We start from the raw sequence: 21429 nt of genomic DNA, 5'->3' as shown, positions 1-21429 counted from the left end.
TTTGATGCTCGTGAATTAAACTTCGTAATGAATTACGTGTTCACTCAGAGACTTGGTATTCATTTAGTGTCCGAAGACATTAAGAATCCATGTCACTTTGAGTGCCCACACAGATTGTCTGATAAATTGTTAAAGAGCAGTGCCGCTTCGTTTTCGCTGCGGCGCGGGGTGTGCATATTACGCTTTCCCGCTTCAGAGTCAAGCGTTTGTTTTGCTTTTCTCTGCTGACCCGGCGGCTTGCGTGCCGTTGTTCCGTGTCAGTGGAGGCGCATTATAGGGAGTTCTTCTGAAGTGACAAGAGGAAATTTAAAAAAAGTTTCTGACCGTGTTTTTTTTCACCAAAAGCGATGAGATCCAGCTACAAATTGTTCTATTTGATGTATCTGCAACCACAATCACACCTGAGATGGCATAATTAACCGCATCAATATTTAAGGAATAAAAGCGATGCCATTAAGCGCACAACAGCTGGCAGCTCAAAAAAACCTGTCCTATGTGCTGGCAGAGAAACTGGCGCAGCTGATCTTAGCGGGTAAATATGCTCCAGGTAGCATCCTGCCAAGCGAGATGGAGCTGGGAGATCAGTTTGGCGTTAGCCGTACCGCCGTTCGCGAAGCGGTAAAAACATTAACGGCGAAAGGGATGGTGCTTCCACGCCCGCGCATTGGCACCCGCGTTATGCCTCAGGGAAACTGGAACTTTCTCGATCAGGAGTTACTCACCTGGTGGATGACCGAAGATAACTTTAATCAGGTCGTCGATCACTTTCTGGTCATGCGCAGCAGTCTTGAGCCTCAGGCCTGCCTGCTTGCCGCCACGCTCGGCACAGCCGAGCAAAAAGCGCAGCTCAATACTTTGATGGAAGAGATGGTGGATCTGAAAAAGCACTTTAACCGCGAGCGCTGGATAGCGGTCGATATGGCCTGGCATGAACATATCTATAATATGAGCGGAAATCCTTTCCTGACCTCCTTTGCTTCTTTATTCCATTCTGTGTACCACACTTACTTTACCTCTATCACGCAGGATGAGGTGGTGAAGCTGGATCTGCATCAGGCGATAGTCGATGCCATTCAGGAGAGCGACGGGCAGCGAGCCCTGAGTGCGTGCCAGGCGTTGCTGGCCGCGCCAACCCACCAGCAGGTAAATAAATGACAGAGAAAAAAGCACGCAGTATGGCCGGACTGCCGTGGATTGCAGCCATGGCGTTCTTTATGCAGGCACTGGATGCCACTATCCTCAATACCGCCCTTCCCGCCATAGCCCAAAGCCTTAACCGCTCCCCGCTGGCGATGCAATCCGCCATCATCAGCTACACCCTGACAGTGGCGATGCTTATTCCGGTCAGCGGCTGGCTGGCCGATCGTTTTGGCACACGCAAAGTGTTCATGCTGGCGGTGACGCTGTTCACGCTCGGTTCTCTGGCTTGCGCCCTCTCCACCTCTCTGACGGAACTGGTTATCTTCCGCGTTCTACAGGGGATAGGCGGCGCGATGATGATGCCCGTCGCGCGTCTGGCGTTATTACGCGCCTATCCGCGCAGCGAACTGCTCCCGGTGCTCAACTTTGTGACTATGCCGGGGCTGGTCGGCCCGATACTTGGCCCGGTTCTCGGCGGCGTACTGGTGACCTGGGCTAGCTGGCACTGGATCTTCCTGATTAATATTCCGATTGGTGTGGCAGGGCTGATTTATGCCCGCAAATATATGCCGAACTTCACCACGCCAAGACGCAGCTTCGATATGGGTGGTTTCTTCCTGTTTGGCCTGAGCCTGGTCCTGTTCTCCAGCGGGATGGAGCTGTTTGGCGAGAAAATCGTAGCGACGTGGCTGGCGCTGGCCGTCATCCTCAGCGGTATTCTGCTGTTCCTTCTATATATACGTCATGCGCGTCGCCATCCGACACCGCTTATCTCTTTATCTCTGTTTAACACCCGAACGTTCTCCGTCGGGATCGCGGGCAATATTGCCTCGCGTCTGGGCACGGGCTGCGTACCGTTCCTGATGCCGCTGATGCTCCAGGTCGGTTTCGGCTATCCGGCCCTGATTGCTGGCTGCATGATGGCACCCACGGCGATGGGCTCGATTCTGGCAAAATCGACGGTCACGCAGGTGCTGCGCTGGTTTGGCTATCGTAAGACGCTGATTGGCGTGACGATCTTTATCGGATTGATGATTGCGCAGTTCTCCCTGCAATCTGCGGCGTTACCAATCTGGATGCTGATCCTGCCGCTGTTTGTGCTGGGTATGGCCATGTCGACGCAGTTTACGTCGATGAACACCATCACCCTTGCGGACCTCACCGACGAGAATGCCAGCAGCGGCAACAGCGTACTGGCGGTCACTCAACAGCTGTCGATCAGCCTCGGGGTTGCCGTGAGCGCGGCGGTACTGCGGTTTTATGAAGGGTTCGAGGGAACTAATACCGTTGAGCAGTTCCACTATACCTTTATCACTATGGGCGCGCTTACCGTGGTATCGGCGGTGGTCTTTATGTTGTTAAAACCAAAAGACGGCCGGAACCTGATTAAAGAGCGTCACAAAGAGAAGGCTAAACCGAACCGCGTTCCATCAGAACAGGAGTAAGCTGCAAACGTTGCTGTTGCAGCGTGGGCTGGGCCATGCGGTGGATCAACACATCGATGGCCAGCTCGCCCAGTTCATCTTTCGGCTGATGGATGGTGGTCAGTGGGGGCGTCATGTAGCGCGCCAGTTCGATATCATCGTAACCGACGATCGCCATGTCGTCCGGAACACGTAATCCCGCCTGATACAGCGCCTGATATGCTCCGAATGCCATCGCATCGTTACCGATAAACACCGCCTGCGGACGCGGCTCTTGCGCCAGCAGTTTCTGCATTGCTTCAAATCCACCGTTAAATTCGAAATCGCCGGTGATGCGATAGCCATCAGGAATGGCAAGCCCCGCCCGTTCCATGGCCGAAAGATAGCCTTCCAGACGCAGGCGCGCCGGGGTTTTATCCAGCGGGCCGGTAATACAGGCAATGCGGGTATGACCTTTATCGATCAGATGCTGAGTCGCCATATCGCCGCCCAGCAGCGAGTTATCCTGGATCAGATCGCTGGTGCCGTCGAACGGCGCCCAGTCCATCATCACCGTGGGAATAGAAGGATAACGCTGGATGATCTCTTTCGAGGGTTGATGCGTTTCGGTACAGAGCAGCAGCAGCCCGTCGACGCGTTTTTGCATCAGCGTTTCCAGGTTACGGTTCATGCGCTGCTCATCGCCTTCGGTATTGCACAGCACCAGGCTGTAGCCGCGCTCGAAGCAGCTGCGCTCCACGCCGCGCACCAGTTCAGAATAAAAAGGGTTGGTACTGGCCGTGATCAGCATGCCGATGGTGCGCGTCTGGTTGAGCTTCAGGCTGCGGGCCAGCGCAGACGGCGCATAGTTGAGTTCTTTAATTGCAGCGTCAACTTTCTCCCGAATCGCCTCGCTGACGAAGCGATCGTTATTGATTACGTGGGAGACAGTCGAGGTAGAAACGCCCGCCATACGGGCGACATCTTTCATTGTGGCCAAGCGTTACCCCTGCTGACTTAAGAATTCATCAATCTCTTTACGCCATGGAACAGAAGGCTGAGCGCCTTTACGCGTCACCGCAATCGCAGCGGCGGCATGCGCGAAGCGGATCGCGTCATCCATTGCTTTTCCTTCCAGCAGCGCCGTTACCAGTGCACCGTTGAAGGTGTCTCCTGCGGCGATGGTATCAATGGCTTTGACCTTAAAGCCCGGTACGCGACGGCCTTCGCCATTGACGCTAGCCCACACCCCACGGCTGCCGAGGGTGATGATTACGGTGCCGATGCCTTTTTCATGCAGTGCAAGCGCGGCACGCGCGGCATCGTCATCATTTTCGACACGGATACCCGTCAGCTTTTCCGCTTCGGTTTCGTTCGGGGTGATGATATCCACCAGCGCCAGCAGCTCGTCTGATAATACACGGGCAGGCGCAGGGTTAAGTAGGACAGACGTATGATTTTCATGCGCAATTTTCGCGGCGGCCAGCACGCTTTCAACCGGTGACTCCAGCTGCATCAGCAGGGCTTCCGCTCCGGCGATGATTCCACGCTGCGCTTCGACGCGTTCAGTCGTTAACGCGGCATTAGCCCCCGCATGAATACCGATGACATTCTCACCTTCCGCATTGACGAAAATCAGCGCCACGCCGGTAGATTCCCCTGCAACCACGCTGACGGGTGCAATGTCGATGTTGTCGCTTGCCAGCTGTTTGCGTACGCGCTCGCCGGTATCGTCATCACCCGTACAGGCGATAAACGCGATATTCGCCCCGCTGCGTCCGGCGGCAACCGCCTGGTTTGCGCCCTTACCGCCGAACGCCACCTGATACTGATTGCCAGTGACGGTTTCGCCCGGAGTGGGGAACGTTTCAAGGTTAAGAATGTGATCGGCATTGATACTGCCAAGGACGACGAGGTTGCCTGCGGTTTTCATGTATTGAGGTGTCCATCTGAGAGCGCCACCGGTATTACCCGGTGGCGTATGCCACACTTTTCTTTTATTTGGTGTCCCTCAGGCAGCCAGCGACTGCCTGAATCGCCTTTACTGCTTAATGACCAGTTTCAGGTCAACAGGATATTTGGCCTGAACTTTTTCGCCCTTCAGCACTTTATCGGCAGTTTGCACGCCAGTCGCGCCAATTTGCTCAGGCAGCTGAGCGATGGTCGCAGCCAGTTTGCCATCATTTACTGCTTTTTCACCATCCGGCGTGCCGTCAAATCCGACAACCATCACATCTGATTTACCCGCAGTCTGGAGCGCACGCAGCGCACCGAGCGCCATTTCGTCGTTCTGTGCGAATACCGCCTGCACATCAGGATGCGCGGTCAGCAGGTTCTGCATGACGTTCAGGCCCTTTGTACGGTCGAAGTCTGCCGGCTGGCTCGCCAGCACGTTGAATTTGTGCGCCGCTACAGCCTGCTGGAAACCTTCACCACGTTCACGGGCCGCGGAAGTCCCGGCGATCCCCTGCAACTCGATCACTTTCGCGCCTTCACCTGCTTTCTTCGCGATGTAGTCGCCAGCGATTTTACCGCCCAGTACGTTATCAGACGCAATGTGGCTGACCACATCCCCTTTCGTTGCCTGACGGTCAAGGGTGATGACCGGGATCTTCGCCTGGTTTGCCATCTTCACGGCGTTACCGACCGCGTCGGAATCGGTTGGGTTGATCAGCAGGATTTTGGTACCACGAACGGTTAAGTCCTGAACGTTAGCCAGCTCTTTCGCCGGGTTGTTCTGAGAATCCAGCACCACCAGGTTGTAGCCCAGTTTATCTGCTTCTTTCTGCGCGCCATCCTTCAGGGAGACGAAGAACGGGTTGTTCAGGGTAGAGACAACCAGCGCGATGGTGTCCTTCGCCATGGCGTTAGCACTTACGGTTGCGCTCAGCGCGACAGCAGAAACCAGGGTAGCCAGTTTTTTCATGTTCATATCTAAGATGTCCTGTAGTGTCGTCAGTTACTGTTTTTTGTTGTCTACCAGTACCGCCAGCAAAATCACCACTGCCTTAACGATCATCTGGTAATAGGAGGAAACACCTAACAAATTCAAACCATTATTCAGGAAACCGAGGATCAGTGCGCCGATCAATGTCCCAACAATGCGACCTTTACCACCCGCAAGGCTCGTACCGCCCAGAACCACTGCCGCGATGGCATCCAGCTCATAGCCCGTACCCGCCGTTGGCTGCGCGGAAGAGAGGCGCGCCACTTCGATGATGCCCGCCAGAGACGCCAGCAGGCCGCACAGGGAGTAAACGATAATTTTGACTTTATTAACGCTGATACCGGACAGGCGCGTTGCCGCTTCGTTACCGCCCAGCGCATAGATATAACGACCCAGACGGGTATGGTGCAGCATGTACCATGCCGCCAGGAAGACGATAGCCATGATCCAGACCGGGGTCGGGACACCCAGCGGGCGACCGATACCGAACCAGCCAAACAGATCGGCGTTATCGGTAAAACCGGTATTAATCGGGCTGCCGTTGGTGTACACCATGGTCACACCGCGCAGCAGCAGCATCATCACCAGCGTGGCGATGAACGCCTGAACGCGACCTTTCGCCACAATCACGCCGGTTACGGCGCCAATTGCCGCACCTGCCGCCAGGGCAGCGGCAACGGCCACCAGCGCGTTGACCTCAATACCAACAATCGACGCGGCGATCGCGCCGGTGAGGGCCAGCAGGGAACCGACGGACAGATCGATACCCGAGGTCAAAATCACCAGCGTCATCCCCACCGCCATAATGGCGTTGACGGAGGTCTGCTGAAGAATGTTGAACAGGTTATTGACGGTAAAAAAGTTCGGGCTCATGGTCGAGACAATCGCGATCAGCACCAGCAGGGCAATCAGCGATTTTTGTTCCATCAGCCATGCCTTTGTGAAATAGCGGCGACCAGAAACAGCCTGGGTAGTCATCTTCTTACTCCTGATTCACGCGATTAAGCTTGCCCACAGCGGCAGCCATCAGAACTTCCTGGGTGGCCTGCTCGCGAGTGAATTCACCGCCGAGATGCCCTTCATGCATGACGATAATGCGATCGCTCATGCCTAATACCTCTGGCATCTCGGAAGAGACCAGAATGATGCTCAGACCGTCGGCCTTGAACTGGTTAATCAGCTGATATATCTCTTTCTTCGCGCCCACGTCCACGCCGCGGGTAGGTTCATCAAGGATCAACACTTTTGGGCGCGTCATCAGCCCGCGGGCAATCGCCACTTTCTGCTGATTCCCGCCGGACAACAGGCCAATCGCCTGCTCCATCGATGGGGTTTTAACGTTAAAGAGACGGATAAAATCGCTGACCGCCTGCTGCTCATCTTTGTGTTTCAGGCTGCCGCCGCTGCGGCTGAAATAGCCTAGCGCCGTCAGGGACATGTTCTCTTTCACCGACATGCCCAGCACTAAGCCGTCGCGCTTACGGTCTTCGGAAATATAGACAATGCCGTTCGCCAGGCCATCCTGCGGCGAGCGGGTGACCACCTCATGGCCGTCAAGGGTAACGTAGCCGCTGGTGCGCGGCAGTGCGCCATAGAGCACTTTCATCAGTTCGGTGCGCCCCGCGCCCATCAGGCCCGCGACGCCAAGGATCTCGCCCTTGCGCAGAGTAAAGGAGACGTCATTCACGCCCGGCCCGCAGAGGTTATCCACCTTCAGGCGGATTTCTCCCGGCGCTTTCTCCAGATGCGGATACTGATCTTCGAGCTTACGTCCCACCATCATTTCAATCAGGGTATCTTCGGTCAGGGTTGCCACTTCGCGCTCGGCAATAAACTGCCCGTCGCGAAAGACGGTGACGTCGTCGCAGATCTCGAAGATCTCTTTCATGCGGTGTGAGATATAGACAATGCCGCGGCCCTGGGATTTCAGCTCACGGATCACGCGGAACAGGGATTCGGTTTCGGTATCGGTCAGGGCGTCGGTCGGTTCATCCATAATGATGACCTTCGACTCGAAGCTCAGCACCTTCGCGATTTCCACCATCTGCTGATCGCCGATGGAAAGGTCGCCCACCAGTCGGTCGCTCTTAAAGCGCAGATTCAGCTTCGCCAGCAGTTTGTCCGCTTCGGCATACATGGTTTTCCAGTCGATTTTGCCAAACCGGTTCACGAACTCACGGCCGAGGAAGATGTTCTCCGCAATGGTGAGCTGCGGGATCAGGTTCAACTCCTGGTGGATGATGCCGATGCCCGCTTCCTGAGAGGATTTCGGGCCGTTAAAGGTGGTCTCTTTACCCAGCCACAGCAGCGAACCGGCATCGCGTTGGTAGATACCGGTCAGCACTTTCATCATGGTGGATTTGCCGGCGCCGTTTTCGCCCACCAGCGCCATGACGCGCCCGGAATAGACGTTCAGCGCCGCGCCGGAGAGGGCTTTTACGCCCGGGAACGACTTATCGATCCCTTTGAGTTGCAGTAATACGTCCATGATGGCCTCAGAAGGTGACGCCAGCACAGAGAATGATATTCGCATACGGGGAGCACTCCCCGCTGCGAATCACCGCCTGACTGTCTGCGGTTTGTTGTTTGAACTGCTCGTGCGTTGTGTAACGAATTTCTATGGTGTTTCCCTGGTGCTGTTGCAGTTGCTCAATGTGGCTGAGCAACGTTTCGTGGAGTTGCGGATTATGTTGTTTGATTTCCGCCGCGAGAATGGCCGCCTCAACCTGCATCTCCGCGGTGACCACTTCCAGTACCTGCATGAACGAGGGTACGCCCTGCGTTAACGCCATATCGATACGGGTTGTGCTGCGCGGAACCGGTAAGCCTGCATCGCAAACCACCAGCGTATCGGTATGCCCAAGACGGGAAATCACCGATGAGATTTCTGAGTTGAGTACTGTGCCTTTCTTCATTTTTTGCTCCACTAGCGAAACGTTTCGCTAAAAACAGTGTAGCCGCAGAAGTGTTCAGAAAACCATCATGACGTAACGGATTTGTGATCAACGTCGAAACGTTTCGCTAAGTGAAATGCAATAGAGGAAAATTGCCCGGCGGCGCTACGCTTGCGCGGGCCTACGGGTCTGGTAGGCCGGGTAAGCGCAGCGCCACCCGGCATATTCAGAAGGGTTAAATCTCGACCTGCGTCCCCAGCTCAATCACGCGGTTAGGCGGGATCTCAAACTGGTCAGGCGCACGCAGGGCGTTACGTTGCAGAATGAGATACAGCTTGCCGCGCAGGCGCAGATACCATGGGCGCTTGCCGATGATCAGCGACTCATGGGACATAAAGAACGACGTCTCCATCATGCGGCAACTCAGGCCTTCCAGACCGCAGCGGTGGAACACCTCTTCCACGTTCGGCGTTTCGCGCCAGCCGTAGCTTGCCACCACGCGCCAGAAGGTTGGGGACAGCTGTTCAATCTGTACGCGACGCACGTTGTGAACGTACGGCGCATCTTCGGTACGCAGCGTCAGCAGGATCACGCGTTCGTGCAGCACTTTGTTGTGCTTGAGGTTATGCATCAGCGCAAACGGGATCACGTTCAGCGCGCGAGACATATACACCGCTGTGCCCGGCACGCGCACCGGTGGGGATTTCTCCAGCGAGGCGATCATCGCCTCAAGAGAGTTACCGTGCTCGTGCATACGACGCAGCAGGCGGAAACGTTCGCTCTTCCACGTCGTCATCACAATAAACATCACCAGACCCAGCGTCAGCGGCAGCCAGCCGCCGGAGACAATCTTGTCGAGGTTCGCAGAGAACAGCGGCACGTCGATGCAGAGGAAGCCAACCAGGATCAGCCCCACGAGGAACTTATTCCAGTGCCAGTTACGGTACGCCACGGTAGTGGAGAGAATAGAGGTCAACACCATCGTTCCGGTTACCGCGATACCGTACGCCGCCGCCAGATTACTGGAGTGCTCAAAGCTGACGATAACAATCACTACCGCGAAATAGAGCAGCCAGTTGACGAAGGGAATGTAGATCTGGCCGGACTCCATCTCCGAGGTATGGATAATGCGCATTGGGGAGAGATAACCCAAACGCACGGCCTGACGCGTCAGGGAGAATACGCCGGAAATGACAGCCTGAGAGGCAATGACCGTCGCCAGCGTCGCCAGGATCAGCATCGGAACCAGCGCCCAGTCCGGCGCCAGCAGGAAGAACGGGTTTTTAATCGCTTCAGGGTGTGCAAGCAGCAGAGCGCCCTGACCGAAGTAATTCAGCACCAGTGATGGCAAGACCACGCTAAACCAGGCGACGCGAATAGGGAGTTTCCCGAAGTGGCCCATATCCGCATACAGCGCTTCAACACCGGTAATGGACAGCACCACCGCGCCCAGCGCCACAAACGACACCACTTTATATTCAAGGAAGAAATGCACCGCCCACATTGGGTTCAGCGCGTGCAGGACATCCGGGTTGGCGATAATACTGCGTAAGCCCAGCGCCGCCAGGATCAGGAACCAGGCCAGCATAATAGGCGCGAACAGCTTACCCACCAGCCCGGTACCGTGTTTTTGTATGGCAAACAGCAACGTCAGCACGATAATAGCGAGTGGCACCACCCACGTATCAAGCTGTGGCGCGACAATCTCCAGCCCCTCTATGGCCGACATTACAGAAATCGCCGGCGTAATCACGACTTCTCCATAGAAGAAGCTGCCGCCAATCAGGCCGATGATGACCAGCACGGAGGTCATTCTTGCGGACGTATTGCGCCCGGCAAGGGACATCAGGGTCAGAATACCGCCCTCGCCCGCGTTATCAGCCCGCATTACGAAAGAGAGATACTTAAGGGAGACCACCAGGATCAGCAGCCAGAAGATGAGCGAGAGGAAACCAAATACGGCGTCACGCTCTACACCAAAACCAAACTGACCGGACAGACATTCACGAAGCGTATAAAGCGGGCTGGTGCCGATATCACCGTAGACAACCCCGATCGCCGCAAGCGTTACAGCGGGTAATGATTGCTTATTATCAGTGCTCATAGACTAGTCTTTTCGTTTGAATAACAAATGTGTGCTTAGTCCCTTGGCCCACAAAAAGCGCACAGTATGCACGATTCAATGCAAAATCGTACCCCTAAATGCAGCCGCATTAATGTAGCGCAAAGAAAATAGCGCCGCACTTCAGCCTATTACCAGGCCAGACCGAAACGTCTATACTCGCTTCAATTAGCCGCCACGACGGCGAAAGGATGCAAAACTATTATGGCTCACTCACATTTATTAGCAGAAAGAATTTCCCGCCTCAGCAGTGCGCTGGAGAAAGGCCTTTACGAGCGTAGCCACGCCATTCGCCTCTGTTTACTGGCGGCGCTGAGCGGGGAAAGCGTGTTTCTGCTGGGCCCGCCGGGCATTGCCAAAAGTCTGATCGCACGCCGCCTCAAATTCGCTTTCCAGAACGCGCGCGCATTCGAGTATTTGATGACGCGCTTCTCCACGCCGGAAGAAGTTTTCGGCCCACTCTCCATTCAGGCGTTAAAAGATGAGGGACGCTATGAACGTCTGACGGCGGGCTATCTTCCGGAAGCGGAAATCGTCTTTCTTGATGAGATCTGGAAAGCCGGCCCGGCCATACTGAATACCCTGTTGACGGCAATTAACGAACGCCGCTTCCGCAACGGCGCCAGCGAAGAGAAGATCCCCATGCGCCTGCTGGTGGCCGCGTCTAACGAATTGCCCGAAGCCGACAGCAGCCTGGAAGCGCTGTATGACCGTATGCTGATCCGCCTGTGGCTGGATAAAGTCCAGGATAAATCAAACTTCCGTTCTATGCTGGTAAGCCAGCAGGATGAAAACGAAAACCCGGTGGCAGCGTCATTGCAGGTCACGGACGAGGAATACCACCAGTGGCAGGAGGAGATCGGCAAGATAAAACTGCCCGATCCCGTTTTTGAGCTGATCTTCATGCTGCGCCAGCAGCTTGATTTGCTGCCTTCCGCGCCGTACGTCTCCGATCGTCGCTGGAAAAAAGCCATTCGCCTGCTCCAGGCAAGCGCGCTGTTTAGCGGCCGCGATGCTGTCGCCCCAATCGATCTGATCCTGCTGAAAGACTGCCTGTGGCATGACGCAGAAGGGATGAACCTGATGCAACAGCAGTTGGACGTTTTGATGACCGGACACGCGTGGGGTCAGCAGTCGATGCTCAATCAGCTGGGCGCGATTGCCCAACGTCGCCTTCAGCTCCAGCAGCAGCAAAGTGACAAAACCGCGCTGAAGGTGAACCGTCTTGGCGGGATGTTTGCCCGTAAACCGCACTACGAACTGCCCGCCGGGCTGACTGACGCCTCGCTCACGCTTCTTCTTCAGCAACCGCTGAAGCTGCATGATATGCAGGTTGTGCACGTGACGATCGAACGCGTTGCGCTGGCTCAGTGGCTGGATAAAGGCGGTGAGATCCGCGGTAAACTCAACGGTATCGGCTTTGCACAGCCGCTGTCAATGGAAGTCGACAGCAGCCAGCACCTTGTGATCCGCGACGTCAGCCTTCAGGGATCGCGCCTGGCGCTGCCGGGCACGGCCTCCGATACTGTTCCGGAGGAGATCAAACAACAGCTCGACGCGCTGGATAACGAATGGCATCAGCAGCACACGCGCTTCAGCGAGCAGCAGAAATGCCTCTTTATCCATAGCGACTGGTTAGGTCGCATTGAAGCCAGCTTGCAGGATGTCAGCGCGCAGATCAAACAGGCGCGTCAATGCTAACGCTGGACACGCTTAACGTCATGCTGGCGGTTAGCGAGGAAGGGTTGATCGAAGAGGTCGTCATTACCCTGCTCGCTTCACCGCAGCTGGCGGCCTTCTTTGAAAAATTCCCGAAGCTCCGAAAGGCAATGACGGACGATCTGCCCCGCTGGCGCGATAACCTGCGCCAGCGGTTTAAGGAGACGGAAGTCCCGCCGGAACTGACAGAGGAAGTGGCTGGTTACCAGCAGTGCCAGCGGCTTTCAACGCCGCAGTTTATTGCCCAGCTACAGCAAACCCTGACGCTGCTTGATAACGTTCACTCCCCGTTTGCCAGCCAGGCCAGAGCGCTGGTCACGGACAACCCCAGCTTTACTCCCGCCCTGCATACGCTGTTTTTACAGCGCTGGCGTCTGAGCCTTGTGGTCCAGGCCACGGCCCTTAATCAGCAGTTGCTGGACGAAGAGCGCGAACAGTTGCTCAGTGAAGTCCAGGAGCGAATGACCCTGAGCGGCCAGTTAGAACAGGTGCTGGTGGAGAATGAAAACGCCGCCGGTCGACTCTGGGATATGAGTGCCGGCCAGTTAAAACGGGGCGATTATCAGCTGATCGTGAAGTACGGCGACTTTCTGGCACAACAGCCGGAGCTGATGAAGCTCGCAGAACAGCTCGGCCGTTCCCGGGAGGCCCGGTCGGTCCCAAAGAAAGATGCGCCGATGGAAACCTTCCGTACGCTGGTACGTGAACCCTCCACCGTACCGGAGCAGGTGGACGGGCTACAGCAAAGCGATGACATCCTGCGCCTGCTGCCTACGGAACTCAGCACGCTGGGCATGACCGAACTGGAGTATGAGTTTTATCGTCGGCTGGTGGAAAAACAGCTCATTACCTATCGACTGCATGGCGAAGCCTGGCGCGAGAAGATCAGCCAGCGTCCGGTGGTACACCAGGATTTTGATGAGCAACCGCGCGGCCCATTCATTGTTTGCGTCGATACGTCTGGATCGATGGGGGGCTTTAATGAACAGTGTGCAAAAGCGTTCTGCCTGGCTCTGATGCGCGTGGCGCTTGCCGATCGTCGTCGCTGCTACATCATGCTCTTTTCCAGCGAAGTTGTTGGGTATGAACTGACCAGCCCACAGGGGCTGGAGCAGGCGATCCGCTTTTTAAGCCAGCGCTTTCGCGGCGGCACCGATCTGGCCAGCTGTTTTCGCAGCATCATTGAGCGCATGCAGGGCGGAGACTGGTACGACGCGGATGCGGTGGTGATTTCCGATTTTATCGCCCAGCGGCTGCCGGACGACGTCGTGAATAAAGTGAAGGAGATGCAGCGCGTGCACCAGCACCGTTTCCATGCCGTGGCGATGTCTGCACATGGAAAACCCGGCATCATGCGCATCTTCGATCACATCTGGCGCTTTGATACCGGGTTGCGTAGCCGCCTGCTCAGACGCTGGCGACGTTAATTAAAGAAGAGAACCGACGCTCTCACGTACCTGCTGCGGCCAGACCCCACACTGTACCTGACCAATGTGAGAGAGTTGCAGCAGCAGCATGGTCAGACGAGACTGGCCAATCCCACCGCCGATGGTCTGCGGCATTTCACCGCGCAGCAGTGCCTGGTGCCACTCCAGTTGCAGACGATCTTCATCACCGGTCACGGCCAGCTGACGCTTCAGTGCTTCAGCATCCACGCGGATCCCCATCGAAGAGAGTTCAAACGCATCTTCCAGAACCGGGTTCCAGACCAGAATATCGCCGTTCAGACCGGCATATTCGCTTTCGCCCACGGTGCTCCAGTCATCGTAATCCGGCGCACGGACGTCGTGACGTTTACCATCAGACAATTTCCCGCCAATGCCGATAAGGAATACCGCGCCCAGCTCTTTGGCGATCGCGCGTTCACGGCCTTTGGCATCCAGATCCGGGAAACGGCTCAGCAATTCCTGACTGTGAACAAAGTGGATCGTTTCCGGCAGGAACGGTGCCAGACCAAACTCTTTGCTCACGGCCGCTTCGGTTGCTTTGATCCCGGCGTAGATCGCCTCAACGGTGGATTTCAGCGTACCGACGTGACGCTCGCCATCTCCCATTACGCGCTCCCAGTCCCACTGGTCAACGTAGACAGAGTGAATCGGGGAAAGGCGGTCTTCATCGGGGCGAAGGGCTCTCATGTGCGTGTAAAGCCCTTCGCCCGCGCTGAAGTCGTGTTGTCCCAGGGTTTGACGCTTCCACTTCGCCAGGGAATGAACCACTTCGAACTGGGCGTCTGGCAGTGTTTTCACTTTTACCTGTACCGCTTTTTCGCAACCAGACAAGTTATCCTGCGTCCCGTCACCCACGCGGCTCAGAATCGGCGCCTGAACTTCAATAAGGCCAAGCTTCTCTTCCAGCTGGCGGGAAAAATGGGATTTTACGAAACTGATCTGGCGTTGTTTTGCGATGTAAGCGGTTTTCATTATTTATACTCCTGCGTCCTGTTGATACTGATTAAGCAACAGAACAGGCGCTTAATTCAATAACCCATCAACAAAAAGCCGCCTTCACTTTTGATTCGTTAAAATAAGACGCTAGAATAGAGGGAATCATTAATCTTCATAAGAAAAACCTATGGAAAATTATCAGATCGACAATCTGGACCGCGGCATTCTGGAAGCGCTAATGGCCAACGCACGCACCGCGTATGCCGAACTGGCGAAACAATTTGGCGTCAGCCCGGGGACCATTCACGTTCGCGTCGAGAAAATGAAGCAGGCCGGGATCATCACCGGCGCACGCATTGATGTCAGCCCGAAGCAACTTGGCTACGACGTCTGCTGCTTCATTGGCATTATTCTGAAAAGCGCCAAAGATTACCCCTCCGCGCTGGAGAAACTGAACGCGCTGGATGAAGTCACCGAGGCGTACTACACCACCGGGCACTACAGCATCTTTATAAAGGTGATGTGCCGATCCATTGACGCCCTCCAGCAGGTACTTATCAACAAGATCCAAACAATCGATGAAATTCAGTCCACTGAAACCCTGATCTCCCTGCAAAACCCGATCATGCGTACTATCCGCCCGTGATCGGGCAATTTCATTCCCACATTTTCCACAGGTAGATCCCAGCTCGTTCACAGCGTACAATGGCCGCCTCTTTATCTGAGCGAGCGATCAATGGCGGACATTACTCTTATCAGCGGCAGCACCCTGGGCGGTGCGGAATATGTAGCGGAACATCTGGCTGAGAAGCTGGAAGATGCGGGCTTTTCTACACAAACGCTGCACGGACCGCTGCTGGAAGATCTCCCGACTGACGGGGTCTGGCTGCTGATCACCTCCACGCACGGCGCGGGCGATCTGCCGGATAACCTGCAACCTTTATATGACGAACTGCTGGAACAACAGCCCGATCTGTCAAACGTCCGGTTTGGCGCTGTGGGGATCGGCAGCCGTGAATATGACACTTTCTGTGGCGCCATAGAGAAAGTAGAAGCTGCGGTGACCGCCTGCGGAGCAAAACAGCTGGGTGAAACGCTGAAGATCAACATCCTCGATCATGACATTCCCGAAGATCCAGCCGAGATCTGGCTCGCGGAATGGAAAAATTTACTCAAAAACGATTAAAGATCGTGCGATCAGATGTGGATAACTCTGGTTAAAAGCTCGTATTAAGCCGTAGTTATCCAAAGAACAACGTTGGTTTAGTTTTTGACCTGTGTATAAAGTGGCGATCTGATCCCAGCTTATACGGTCCAGGATCACCGATCATTCACAGCAAACGATCCTTCCTAACTGCATGATCTTATTTATGGGATCGGACTTATCCACAAAGGTCTGCGATCCTAATAAGAGATCACAATAGAACAGATCTCTAAATAAAAAGATCTTCTTTTTAATAGCCCAGGATCCCAATGCTTTCTCGAAAGACTAAAGTTGAGTAGAATCCACGGCCCGGGCTTCAATCCATTTTCATACCGCTTTACGCGAGGCAGACCACCATGTTTTATCAGGATCCTTTTGACGTCATCATCATTGGCGGGGGTCACGCAGGCACTGAGGCCGCAATGGCCGCAGCGCGAATGGGTCAGCAGACCCTGCTTTTGACACACAATATCGACACGCTGGGACAAATGTCCTGTAATCCGGCGATTGGCGGCATTGGGAAAGGACACCTGGTAAAAGAAGTGGATGCACTTGGCGGCCTGATGGCGAAAGCGATCGATCGTGCAGGCATCCAGTTTAGGATACTAAACGCGAGTAAAGGGCCTGCTGTTCGTGCGACCCGCGCACAGGCAGACCGCGTGCTTTACCGTCAGGCTGTGCGCACCGCGCTGGAGAACCAGCCGAACCTGATGATCTTCCAGCAGGCAGTTGAAGATCTTATCGTCGAGAACGATCGCGTCGTGGGTGCCGTAACCCAGATGGGGCTCAAGTTCCGCGCAAAAGCGGTGGTGCTGACCGTCGGGACATTCCTGGACGGTAAAATCCATATTGGTCTGGACAACTACAGCGGTGGCCGTGCTGGCGATCCGCCGTCGATTCCGTTATCTCGTCGTCTGCGTGAACTGCCGCTGCGCGTCAGCCGCCTGAAAACCGGTACACCGCCGCGTATTGACGCGCGCACCATTGATTTCAGCGTGCTGGCGCAACAGCACGGTGATAATCCGATGCCGGTGTTCTCGTTCATGGGCAATGCGGCTCAGCATCCGCAGCAGGTACCGTGCTACATCACGCATACCAACGAGAAAACCCATGACGTGATCCGCAATAACCTCGATCGCAGCCCAATGTATGCTGGCGTGATCGAAGGGATCGGCCCGCGCTACTGCCCGTCGATCGAAGACAAGGTGATGCGCTTTGCCGATCGTAACCAGCACCAGATCTTCCTCGAACCTGAAGGGCTGACCTCAAATGAAATTTACCCGAACGGCATCTCCACCAGCCTGCCGTTCGACGTGCAGATGCAGATTGTGCGTTCAATGCAGGGCATGGAAAACGCGAAGATCGTTCGTCCTGGCTACGCTATTGAGTACGATTTCTTCGATCCGCGTGACCTGAAGCCAACCCTGGAAAGCAAATTCATCCAGGGTCTGTTCTTCGCGGGCCAGATTAACGGTACTACCGGCTACGAAGAAGCCGCAGCGCAAGGTCTGCTGGCCGGTCTGAACGCCGCTCGCTTCTCTGCCGAGAAAGAGGGCTGGGCACCGGCGCGTTCTCAGGCTTACCTGGGCGTTCTGGTCGACGATCTCTGCACGCTGGGGACCAAAGAACCGTACCGCATGTTTACTTCTCGTGCGGAATATCGCCTGATGCTGCGCGAAGACAATGCCGATCTGCGTCTGACTGAGGTGGGCCGTGAATTGGGTCTGGTGGATGACGAACGCTGGGCGCGCTTCAACGAGAAGCTGGAGCGTATCGAACAGGAACGTCAGCGCCTGAAAACCACCTGGGTGAATCCGCAGGCGGAAACCGCTGCCGAAGTAAACGCTCACTTAACAGCACCGCTGTCGCGCGAAGCCAGCGGGGAAGATCTGCTGCGCCGTCCTGAAGTCACCTACGAGAATCTGGTCAAACTGACCGCGTTCGCGCCGGGCCTTGAAGACGCGGAAGCGGCCGAGCAGGTCGAAATCCAGGTGAAATACGAAGGCTACATCGCGCGTCAGCAGGATGAGATCGAAAAACAGCAGCGCAACGAAAACACGCTGCTGCCGGAAATGCTGGACTATCGTCAGGTGACGGGCCTTTCCAACGAAGTGATCGCTAAGCTGAACGATCACAAACCTGTGTCGATTGGCCAGGCCTCACGTATCTCCGGCGTCACACCTGCCGCGATTTCGATTCTGCTGGTGTGGCTGAAAAAGCAGGGTATGCTGCGCCGCAGCGCGTAATGCTCTGAAAATTGCCCGGTGGCGCTGCGCTTACCGGGCCTACTGAACCCGTAGGGCGGGTTAGCGAAGCGCCACCCGCCACTTAAGTTTCTCAACAGGTATCCACCGTGCTCAATAAACTCTCTCGTCTGCTGGAACAGGCAGGTATTTCGCTCACCGATCACCAGAAAAATCAGCTGGTGGCCTATGTCGATATGCTGAACAAATGGAATAAAGCGTACAACCTCACCTCCGTACGCGATCCCAACGAGATGCTGATTCGTCATATTCTCGATAGCATCGTCGTGGCGCCATATCTGAACGGGGAACGTTTTATCGACGTGGGCACCGGCCCGGGCTTGCCGGGCGTTCCGTTGTCTATTGTTCGACCGGAGAGTCAATTCACGCTGCTGGACAGCCTGGGTAAGCGCGTACGCTTTTTACGCCAGGTCCAGCATGAGCTGAAGCTGGAAAACATCACGCCCGTGCAGAGCAGGGTAGAGGAGTTCCCGGCTGAGCCACCGTTTGACGGCGTTATCAGCCGCGCATTTGCGTCACTCAATGACATGGTGAGCTGGTGCAAACACCTGCCGGCGGAGAAGGGGCGTTTTTATGCGCTGAAAGGGCAACTTCCGGGGGACGAAATCGAGCAGCTTCCGGACGGTTTTGCTGTCGAATCCATTGAGAAACTTCAGATCCCTCAGCTCGAAGGTGAGCGTCATCTGGTGATAATTAAGCCAAACACTTTTTAAAAATTAATAAAAAATGTGGAATTTGTGCTGTTCTGATCGTGTTAAAAAGCAGCACATCCCGTCTGTTTTGGCCGTTGTTAATTTAACCTTGTTGTTACCATGGGTTTTCTTATGGTTAACCTGAAGTGAGTTGTTCACTCTGAGGATAATCAACCATGAAAATATCAGCCTGCTAAAAGTGGGTAAAGGCAACAAGAATGGAATGTTAAATATTTATTAAGAATGTCAATAAAAGGTTTTTGTTGTATACGGCTCTGTTTTAAAAATAGTTGCGATTTTTTTGCTTTAATTTCATACAGATGAAATAAATCGTTTTACGTCTTTGATAAATACCACTTTATCGCAAATGTGTATTTTGTGATCTCGTGCACGCTTTATCACCAACGTTTCCGCGCTGTTTGCAGTTTTGCCTGAAGGTCGGCACTTAGGTCAAAAGTTGAAAAATAGGACTGGGGAAAAATATTTAAACATTTATTCACCTTTTCGCTACTTAATGTTTGAAATCACGGGTACGCACCGTATAATTTGACCGCTTTTTGATGCTTGACTCTGAGCCTTAAAGGACGTTTTATACGACACGCGGCATACCTCGAAGGGAGCAGGAGTAAAAACGTGATGTCTGTGTCGCTCTTGAGTAGAAACGTTGCTCGTAAGCTTCTGTTCATTCAGTTTCTGGCTGTGATAGCAAGTGGACTGCTGTTTAGCCTCAAAGACCCCTTCTGGGGCATCTCCGCCGCGTGCGGAGGTTTGGCGGTGGTTCTGCCAAACGTGTTGTTTATGATTTTTGCCTGGCGTCATCAGGCGCATACACCCGCCAAAGGCCGCGTGGCCTGGTCCTTCGCTCTCGGCGAAGTGTGTAAGGTGTTGCTGACCTTTGCTCTACTGGTGATGGCGCTGGCGGTTTTGAAAGTGGTATTCATGCCGCTGATAGCAACGTGGGTTTTGGTGCTGGTGGTACAAGTTCTGGCTCCAGCTGTAATCAATAACAAAGGGTAAAAGGCATCATGGCTTCAGAAAATATGACGCCGCAGGATTACATAGGTCACCATCTGAATAACCTTCAGCTGGACCTGCGTACATTCTCGCTGGTGGATCCACATAACCCCCCGGCCACCTTCTGGACGATCAACATCGACTCCATGTTCTTCTCGGTGGTTTTGGGTCTTCTGTTCCTGGCCATGTTCCGCAGCGTTGCTAAAAAGGCGACCAGCGGTGTTCCAGGGAAATTCCAGACGTTCATCGAGATGATCATCGGCTTCGTCCATGGCAGCGTGAAAGACATGTACCATGGTAAGAGCAAACTGATTGCTCCGCTGGCCCTGACCGTGTTCGTTTGGGTCTTCCTGATGAACCTGATGGACCTCCTGCCTATCGATTTCTTACCTTGGATCGGTGAGCACGTACTCGGCCTGCCTGCACTGCGCGTGGTTCCGTCTGCCGACGTGAACATCACCCTGTCGATGGCGCTGGGCGTATTTATCCTCATTCTGTTCTACAGCATCAAAATGAAAGGCGTAAGCGGCTTTGTGAAAGAGCTTACCTTGCAGCCGTTCAACCACTGGGCGTTTATTCCGGTCAACCTGATCCTGGAAGGCGTTAGCCTGCTGTCCAAACCTGTTTCACTGGGTCTGCGACTGTTCGGCAACATGTATGCGGGTGAGCTGATTTTCATTCTGATCGCGGGTCTTCTGCCGTGGTGGTCACAGTGGATTCTGAATGTGCCATGGGCCATTTTCCACATCCTGATCATTACGCTGCAAGCCTTTATCTTCATGGTTCTGACGATCGTCTATCTGTCGATGGCGTCTGAAGAGCACTGATTTTTTACCAACACTACTACGTTTTAATTGAAACAAACTGGAGACTGTCATGGAAAACCTGAATATGGATCTGCTGTACATGGCTGCCGCTGTGATGATGGGTCTGGCGGCTATCGGTGCTGCGATCGGTATCGGCATCCTCGGGGGCAAATTCCTGGAAGGCGCAGCGCGTCAACCTGATCTGATTCCTCTGCTGCGTACTCAGTTCTTTATCGTTATGGGTCTGGTGGATGCAATCCCAATGATCGCTGTAGGTCTGGGTCTGTACGTGATGTTTGCTGTCGCGTAGTAGTTGTTTTAAAACCCCAAGCCACAGAAATTTAAGAGGTATTGTGCTGTGAACATGAACGCAACAATCCTCGGCCAGGCCATCGCGTTTATTCTCTTTGTCTGGTTCTGCATGAAGTATGTATGGCCGCCTTTAATGGCTGCCATTGAAAAACGTCAGAAAGAAATTGCTGACGGTCTGGCTTCCGCAGAACGCGCTAAGAAAGATTTGGACCTTGCACAGGCCAACGCGACAGACCAGCTGAAAAAAGCGAAAGCTGAAGCTCAGGTAATCATTGAACAGGCTAACAAACGCCGTTCTCAGATCCTGGACGAAGCCAAAGCTGAAGCAGAACAGGAACGTACTAAGATCGTGACACAGGCTCAGGCTGAAATTGAAGCTGAGCGTAAACGTGCTCGTGAAGAACTGCGTAAGCAGGTTGCGATTCTGGCTGTTGCTGGCGCCGAGAAGATCATCGAACGTTCCGTGGATGAAGCTGCTAACAGCGACATCGTGGACAAACTTGTCGCTGAACTGTAAGGAGGGAGGGG

At 54.5% G+C, this 21429-nt stretch carries 20 protein-coding genes; 12 read left to right on the top strand and 8 right to left on the bottom strand.

The annotated features are described in order from the left end of the window. Positions 1 to 447: 447 nt before the first annotated feature. Together IMQ56_RS01290 and mdtD are read left to right on the top strand one after the other, a co-directional pair. The gene (locus IMQ56_RS01290; RefSeq protein WP_003862405.1) at positions 448 to 1155 is read left to right on the top strand and encodes a FadR/GntR family transcriptional regulator; all 708 of its coding nucleotides are present in this window, start codon (positions 448 to 450) and stop codon (positions 1153 to 1155) included. Beyond that, complete coding sequence (gene mdtD, locus IMQ56_RS01285) at positions 1152 to 2585, top strand: multidrug transporter subunit MdtD (protein ID WP_017383712.1); 1434 nt, start codon at positions 1152 to 1154, stop codon at positions 2583 to 2585. The genes IMQ56_RS01290 and mdtD overlap by 4 nt, the downstream gene beginning before the upstream one ends. Here the strand turns inward: mdtD and rbsR are convergent. The 7 genes from rbsR to kup form a co-directional block, all read right to left on the bottom strand. Beyond that, positions 2551 to 3543: a ribose operon transcriptional repressor RbsR gene (gene rbsR, locus IMQ56_RS01280; RefSeq protein ID WP_003862402.1), complete on the bottom strand. Its 993-nt coding sequence runs from the start codon at positions 3541 to 3543 to the stop codon at positions 2551 to 2553. The genes mdtD and rbsR overlap by 35 nt on opposite strands. A 3-nt stretch (positions 3544 to 3546) precedes the next feature. Next, positions 3547 to 4476 carry a ribokinase gene (rbsK, locus tag IMQ56_RS01275; protein ID WP_045343944.1) on the bottom strand — a complete coding sequence of 310 codons (930 nt, stop codon included), beginning with the start codon at positions 4474 to 4476 and terminating at the stop codon, positions 3547 to 3549. Between the two features lie 108 nt (positions 4477 to 4584). Next, complete coding sequence (gene rbsB / locus IMQ56_RS01270; protein ID WP_003862397.1) at positions 4585 to 5475, bottom strand: ribose ABC transporter substrate-binding protein RbsB; 891 nt, start codon at positions 5473 to 5475, stop codon at positions 4585 to 4587. 27 nt (positions 5476 to 5502) lie between these two features. Continuing rightward, positions 5503 to 6468 (bottom strand): ribose ABC transporter permease, encoded by a 966-nt coding sequence (rbsC, locus tag IMQ56_RS01265; RefSeq protein ID WP_003862395.1) that lies wholly within the window; start codon positions 6466 to 6468, stop codon positions 5503 to 5505. A gap of 4 nt (positions 6469 to 6472) precedes the next feature. Then, positions 6473 to 7978 carry a ribose ABC transporter ATP-binding protein RbsA gene (rbsA, locus tag IMQ56_RS01260; RefSeq protein WP_017383711.1) on the bottom strand — a complete coding sequence of 502 codons (1506 nt, stop codon included), beginning with the start codon at positions 7976 to 7978 and terminating at the stop codon, positions 6473 to 6475. A 7-nt stretch (positions 7979 to 7985) separates the two neighbouring features. Then, positions 7986 to 8405: a D-ribose pyranase gene (rbsD, locus tag IMQ56_RS01255; RefSeq protein ID WP_003862392.1), complete on the bottom strand. Its 420-nt coding sequence runs from the start codon at positions 8403 to 8405 to the stop codon at positions 7986 to 7988. 214 nt (positions 8406 to 8619) lie between these two features. Next, the gene (gene kup / locus IMQ56_RS01250) at positions 8620 to 10488 is read right to left on the bottom strand and encodes a low affinity potassium transporter Kup (RefSeq protein WP_006808744.1); all 1869 of its coding nucleotides are present in this window, start codon (positions 10486 to 10488) and stop codon (positions 8620 to 8622) included. 222 nt (positions 10489 to 10710) lie between these two features. On the opposite strand from kup, the gene ravA reads away from it, so the two are divergent. Further along, entirely contained in the window at positions 10711 to 12207 is a 1497-nt protein-coding gene (gene ravA, locus IMQ56_RS01245; RefSeq protein WP_032646645.1) for an ATPase RavA, read from the top strand. Beyond that, entirely contained in the window at positions 12201 to 13652 is a 1452-nt protein-coding gene (viaA, locus tag IMQ56_RS01240) for an ATPase RavA stimulator ViaA (protein WP_015570153.1), read from the top strand. Before ravA ends, viaA begins: the two co-directional genes overlap by 7 nt. Here viaA and asnA read toward each other — a convergent pair whose 3' ends face one another. Next, complete coding sequence (gene asnA / locus IMQ56_RS01235; protein ID WP_196063562.1) at positions 13653 to 14645, bottom strand: aspartate--ammonia ligase; 993 nt, start codon at positions 14643 to 14645, stop codon at positions 13653 to 13655. It lies immediately after the preceding gene. Positions 14646 to 14796: 151 nt separating this feature from the next. Here asnA and asnC point away from each other — a divergent pair, with 151 nt between their 5' ends. From asnC to atpF, 8 genes are all read left to right on the top strand, one after another. Further along, positions 14797 to 15255 (top strand): transcriptional regulator AsnC, encoded by a 459-nt coding sequence (asnC, locus tag IMQ56_RS01230; RefSeq protein ID WP_003862383.1) that lies wholly within the window; start codon positions 14797 to 14799, stop codon positions 15253 to 15255. Positions 15256 to 15345: 90 nt separating this feature from the next. Further along, entirely contained in the window at positions 15346 to 15795 is a 450-nt protein-coding gene (gene mioC / locus IMQ56_RS01225; RefSeq protein ID WP_003862381.1) for an FMN-binding protein MioC, read from the top strand. A 374-nt stretch (positions 15796 to 16169) separates the two neighbouring features. Then, complete coding sequence (gene mnmG / locus IMQ56_RS01220) at positions 16170 to 18059, top strand: tRNA uridine-5-carboxymethylaminomethyl(34) synthesis enzyme MnmG (RefSeq protein ID WP_017383709.1); 1890 nt, start codon at positions 16170 to 16172, stop codon at positions 18057 to 18059. A gap of 107 nt (positions 18060 to 18166) precedes the next feature. Further along, positions 18167 to 18790 (top strand): 16S rRNA (guanine(527)-N(7))-methyltransferase RsmG, encoded by a 624-nt coding sequence (rsmG, locus tag IMQ56_RS01215; protein WP_017694037.1) that lies wholly within the window; start codon positions 18167 to 18169, stop codon positions 18788 to 18790. Positions 18791 to 19405: 615 nt separating this feature from the next. Next, positions 19406 to 19786: a F0F1 ATP synthase subunit I gene (gene atpI / locus IMQ56_RS01210; protein WP_003862375.1), complete on the top strand. Its 381-nt coding sequence runs from the start codon at positions 19406 to 19408 to the stop codon at positions 19784 to 19786. 8 nt (positions 19787 to 19794) lie between these two features. Beyond that, positions 19795 to 20610 carry a F0F1 ATP synthase subunit A gene (gene atpB, locus IMQ56_RS01205; protein ID WP_003862373.1) on the top strand — a complete coding sequence of 272 codons (816 nt, stop codon included), beginning with the start codon at positions 19795 to 19797 and terminating at the stop codon, positions 20608 to 20610. A gap of 49 nt (positions 20611 to 20659) precedes the next feature. Next, positions 20660 to 20899 (top strand): F0F1 ATP synthase subunit C, encoded by a 240-nt coding sequence (atpE, locus tag IMQ56_RS01200; protein ID WP_000429386.1) that lies wholly within the window; start codon positions 20660 to 20662, stop codon positions 20897 to 20899. A 48-nt stretch (positions 20900 to 20947) separates the two neighbouring features. Next, the gene (gene atpF / locus IMQ56_RS01195) at positions 20948 to 21418 is read left to right on the top strand and encodes a F0F1 ATP synthase subunit B (RefSeq protein WP_003862370.1); all 471 of its coding nucleotides are present in this window, start codon (positions 20948 to 20950) and stop codon (positions 21416 to 21418) included. Positions 21419 to 21429: the final 11 nt, after the last annotated feature.

This window comes from Enterobacter sp. Res13-Sevr-PEC09-46, from assembly GCF_015672585.1.
In the GTDB taxonomy this organism is placed as follows: Bacteria; Pseudomonadota; Gammaproteobacteria; order Enterobacterales; family Enterobacteriaceae; genus Enterobacter; species Enterobacter hormaechei_C.
This window is presented reverse-complemented; position numbering and strand designations above follow the sequence as displayed.

Excerpts from the sequence above, each read along its gene's own strand:
- asnC (WP_003862383.1), top strand. The coding sequence starts at position 14,797 with ATGGAAAATTATCAGATCGACAATCTGGACCGCGGCATTCTGGAAGCG.
- IMQ56_RS01290 (WP_003862405.1), top strand. The coding sequence starts at position 448 with ATGCCATTAAGCGCACAACAGCTGGCAGCTCAAAAAAACCTGTCCTAT.
- rbsD (WP_003862392.1), bottom strand. The coding sequence starts at position 8,405 with ATGAAGAAAGGCACAGTACTCAACTCAGAAATCTCATCGGTGATTTCC.
- rbsC (WP_003862395.1), bottom strand. The coding sequence starts at position 6,468 with ATGACTACCCAGGCTGTTTCTGGTCGCCGCTATTTCACAAAGGCATGG.
- atpE (WP_000429386.1), top strand. The coding sequence starts at position 20,660 with ATGGAAAACCTGAATATGGATCTGCTGTACATGGCTGCCGCTGTGATG.
- rbsA (WP_017383711.1), bottom strand. The coding sequence starts at position 7,978 with ATGGACGTATTACTGCAACTCAAAGGGATCGATAAGTCGTTCCCGGGC.
- mnmG (WP_017383709.1), top strand. The coding sequence starts at position 16,170 with ATGTTTTATCAGGATCCTTTTGACGTCATCATCATTGGCGGGGGTCAC.
- mioC (WP_003862381.1), top strand. The coding sequence starts at position 15,346 with ATGGCGGACATTACTCTTATCAGCGGCAGCACCCTGGGCGGTGCGGAA.
- rbsK (WP_045343944.1), bottom strand. The coding sequence starts at position 4,476 with ATGAAAACCGCAGGCAACCTCGTCGTCCTTGGCAGTATCAATGCCGAT.
- ravA (WP_032646645.1), top strand. The coding sequence starts at position 10,711 with ATGGCTCACTCACATTTATTAGCAGAAAGAATTTCCCGCCTCAGCAGT.
- kup (WP_006808744.1), bottom strand. The coding sequence starts at position 10,488 with ATGAGCACTGATAATAAGCAATCATTACCCGCTGTAACGCTTGCGGCG.
- mdtD (WP_017383712.1), top strand. The coding sequence starts at position 1,152 with ATGACAGAGAAAAAAGCACGCAGTATGGCCGGACTGCCGTGGATTGCA.
- atpB (WP_003862373.1), top strand. The coding sequence starts at position 19,795 with ATGGCTTCAGAAAATATGACGCCGCAGGATTACATAGGTCACCATCTG.
- rbsB (WP_003862397.1), bottom strand. The coding sequence starts at position 5,475 with ATGAACATGAAAAAACTGGCTACCCTGGTTTCTGCTGTCGCGCTGAGC.
- viaA (WP_015570153.1), top strand. The coding sequence starts at position 12,201 with ATGCTAACGCTGGACACGCTTAACGTCATGCTGGCGGTTAGCGAGGAA.
- atpI (WP_003862375.1), top strand. The coding sequence starts at position 19,406 with ATGTCTGTGTCGCTCTTGAGTAGAAACGTTGCTCGTAAGCTTCTGTTC.
- asnA (WP_196063562.1), bottom strand. The coding sequence starts at position 14,645 with ATGAAAACCGCTTACATCGCAAAACAACGCCAGATCAGTTTCGTAAAA.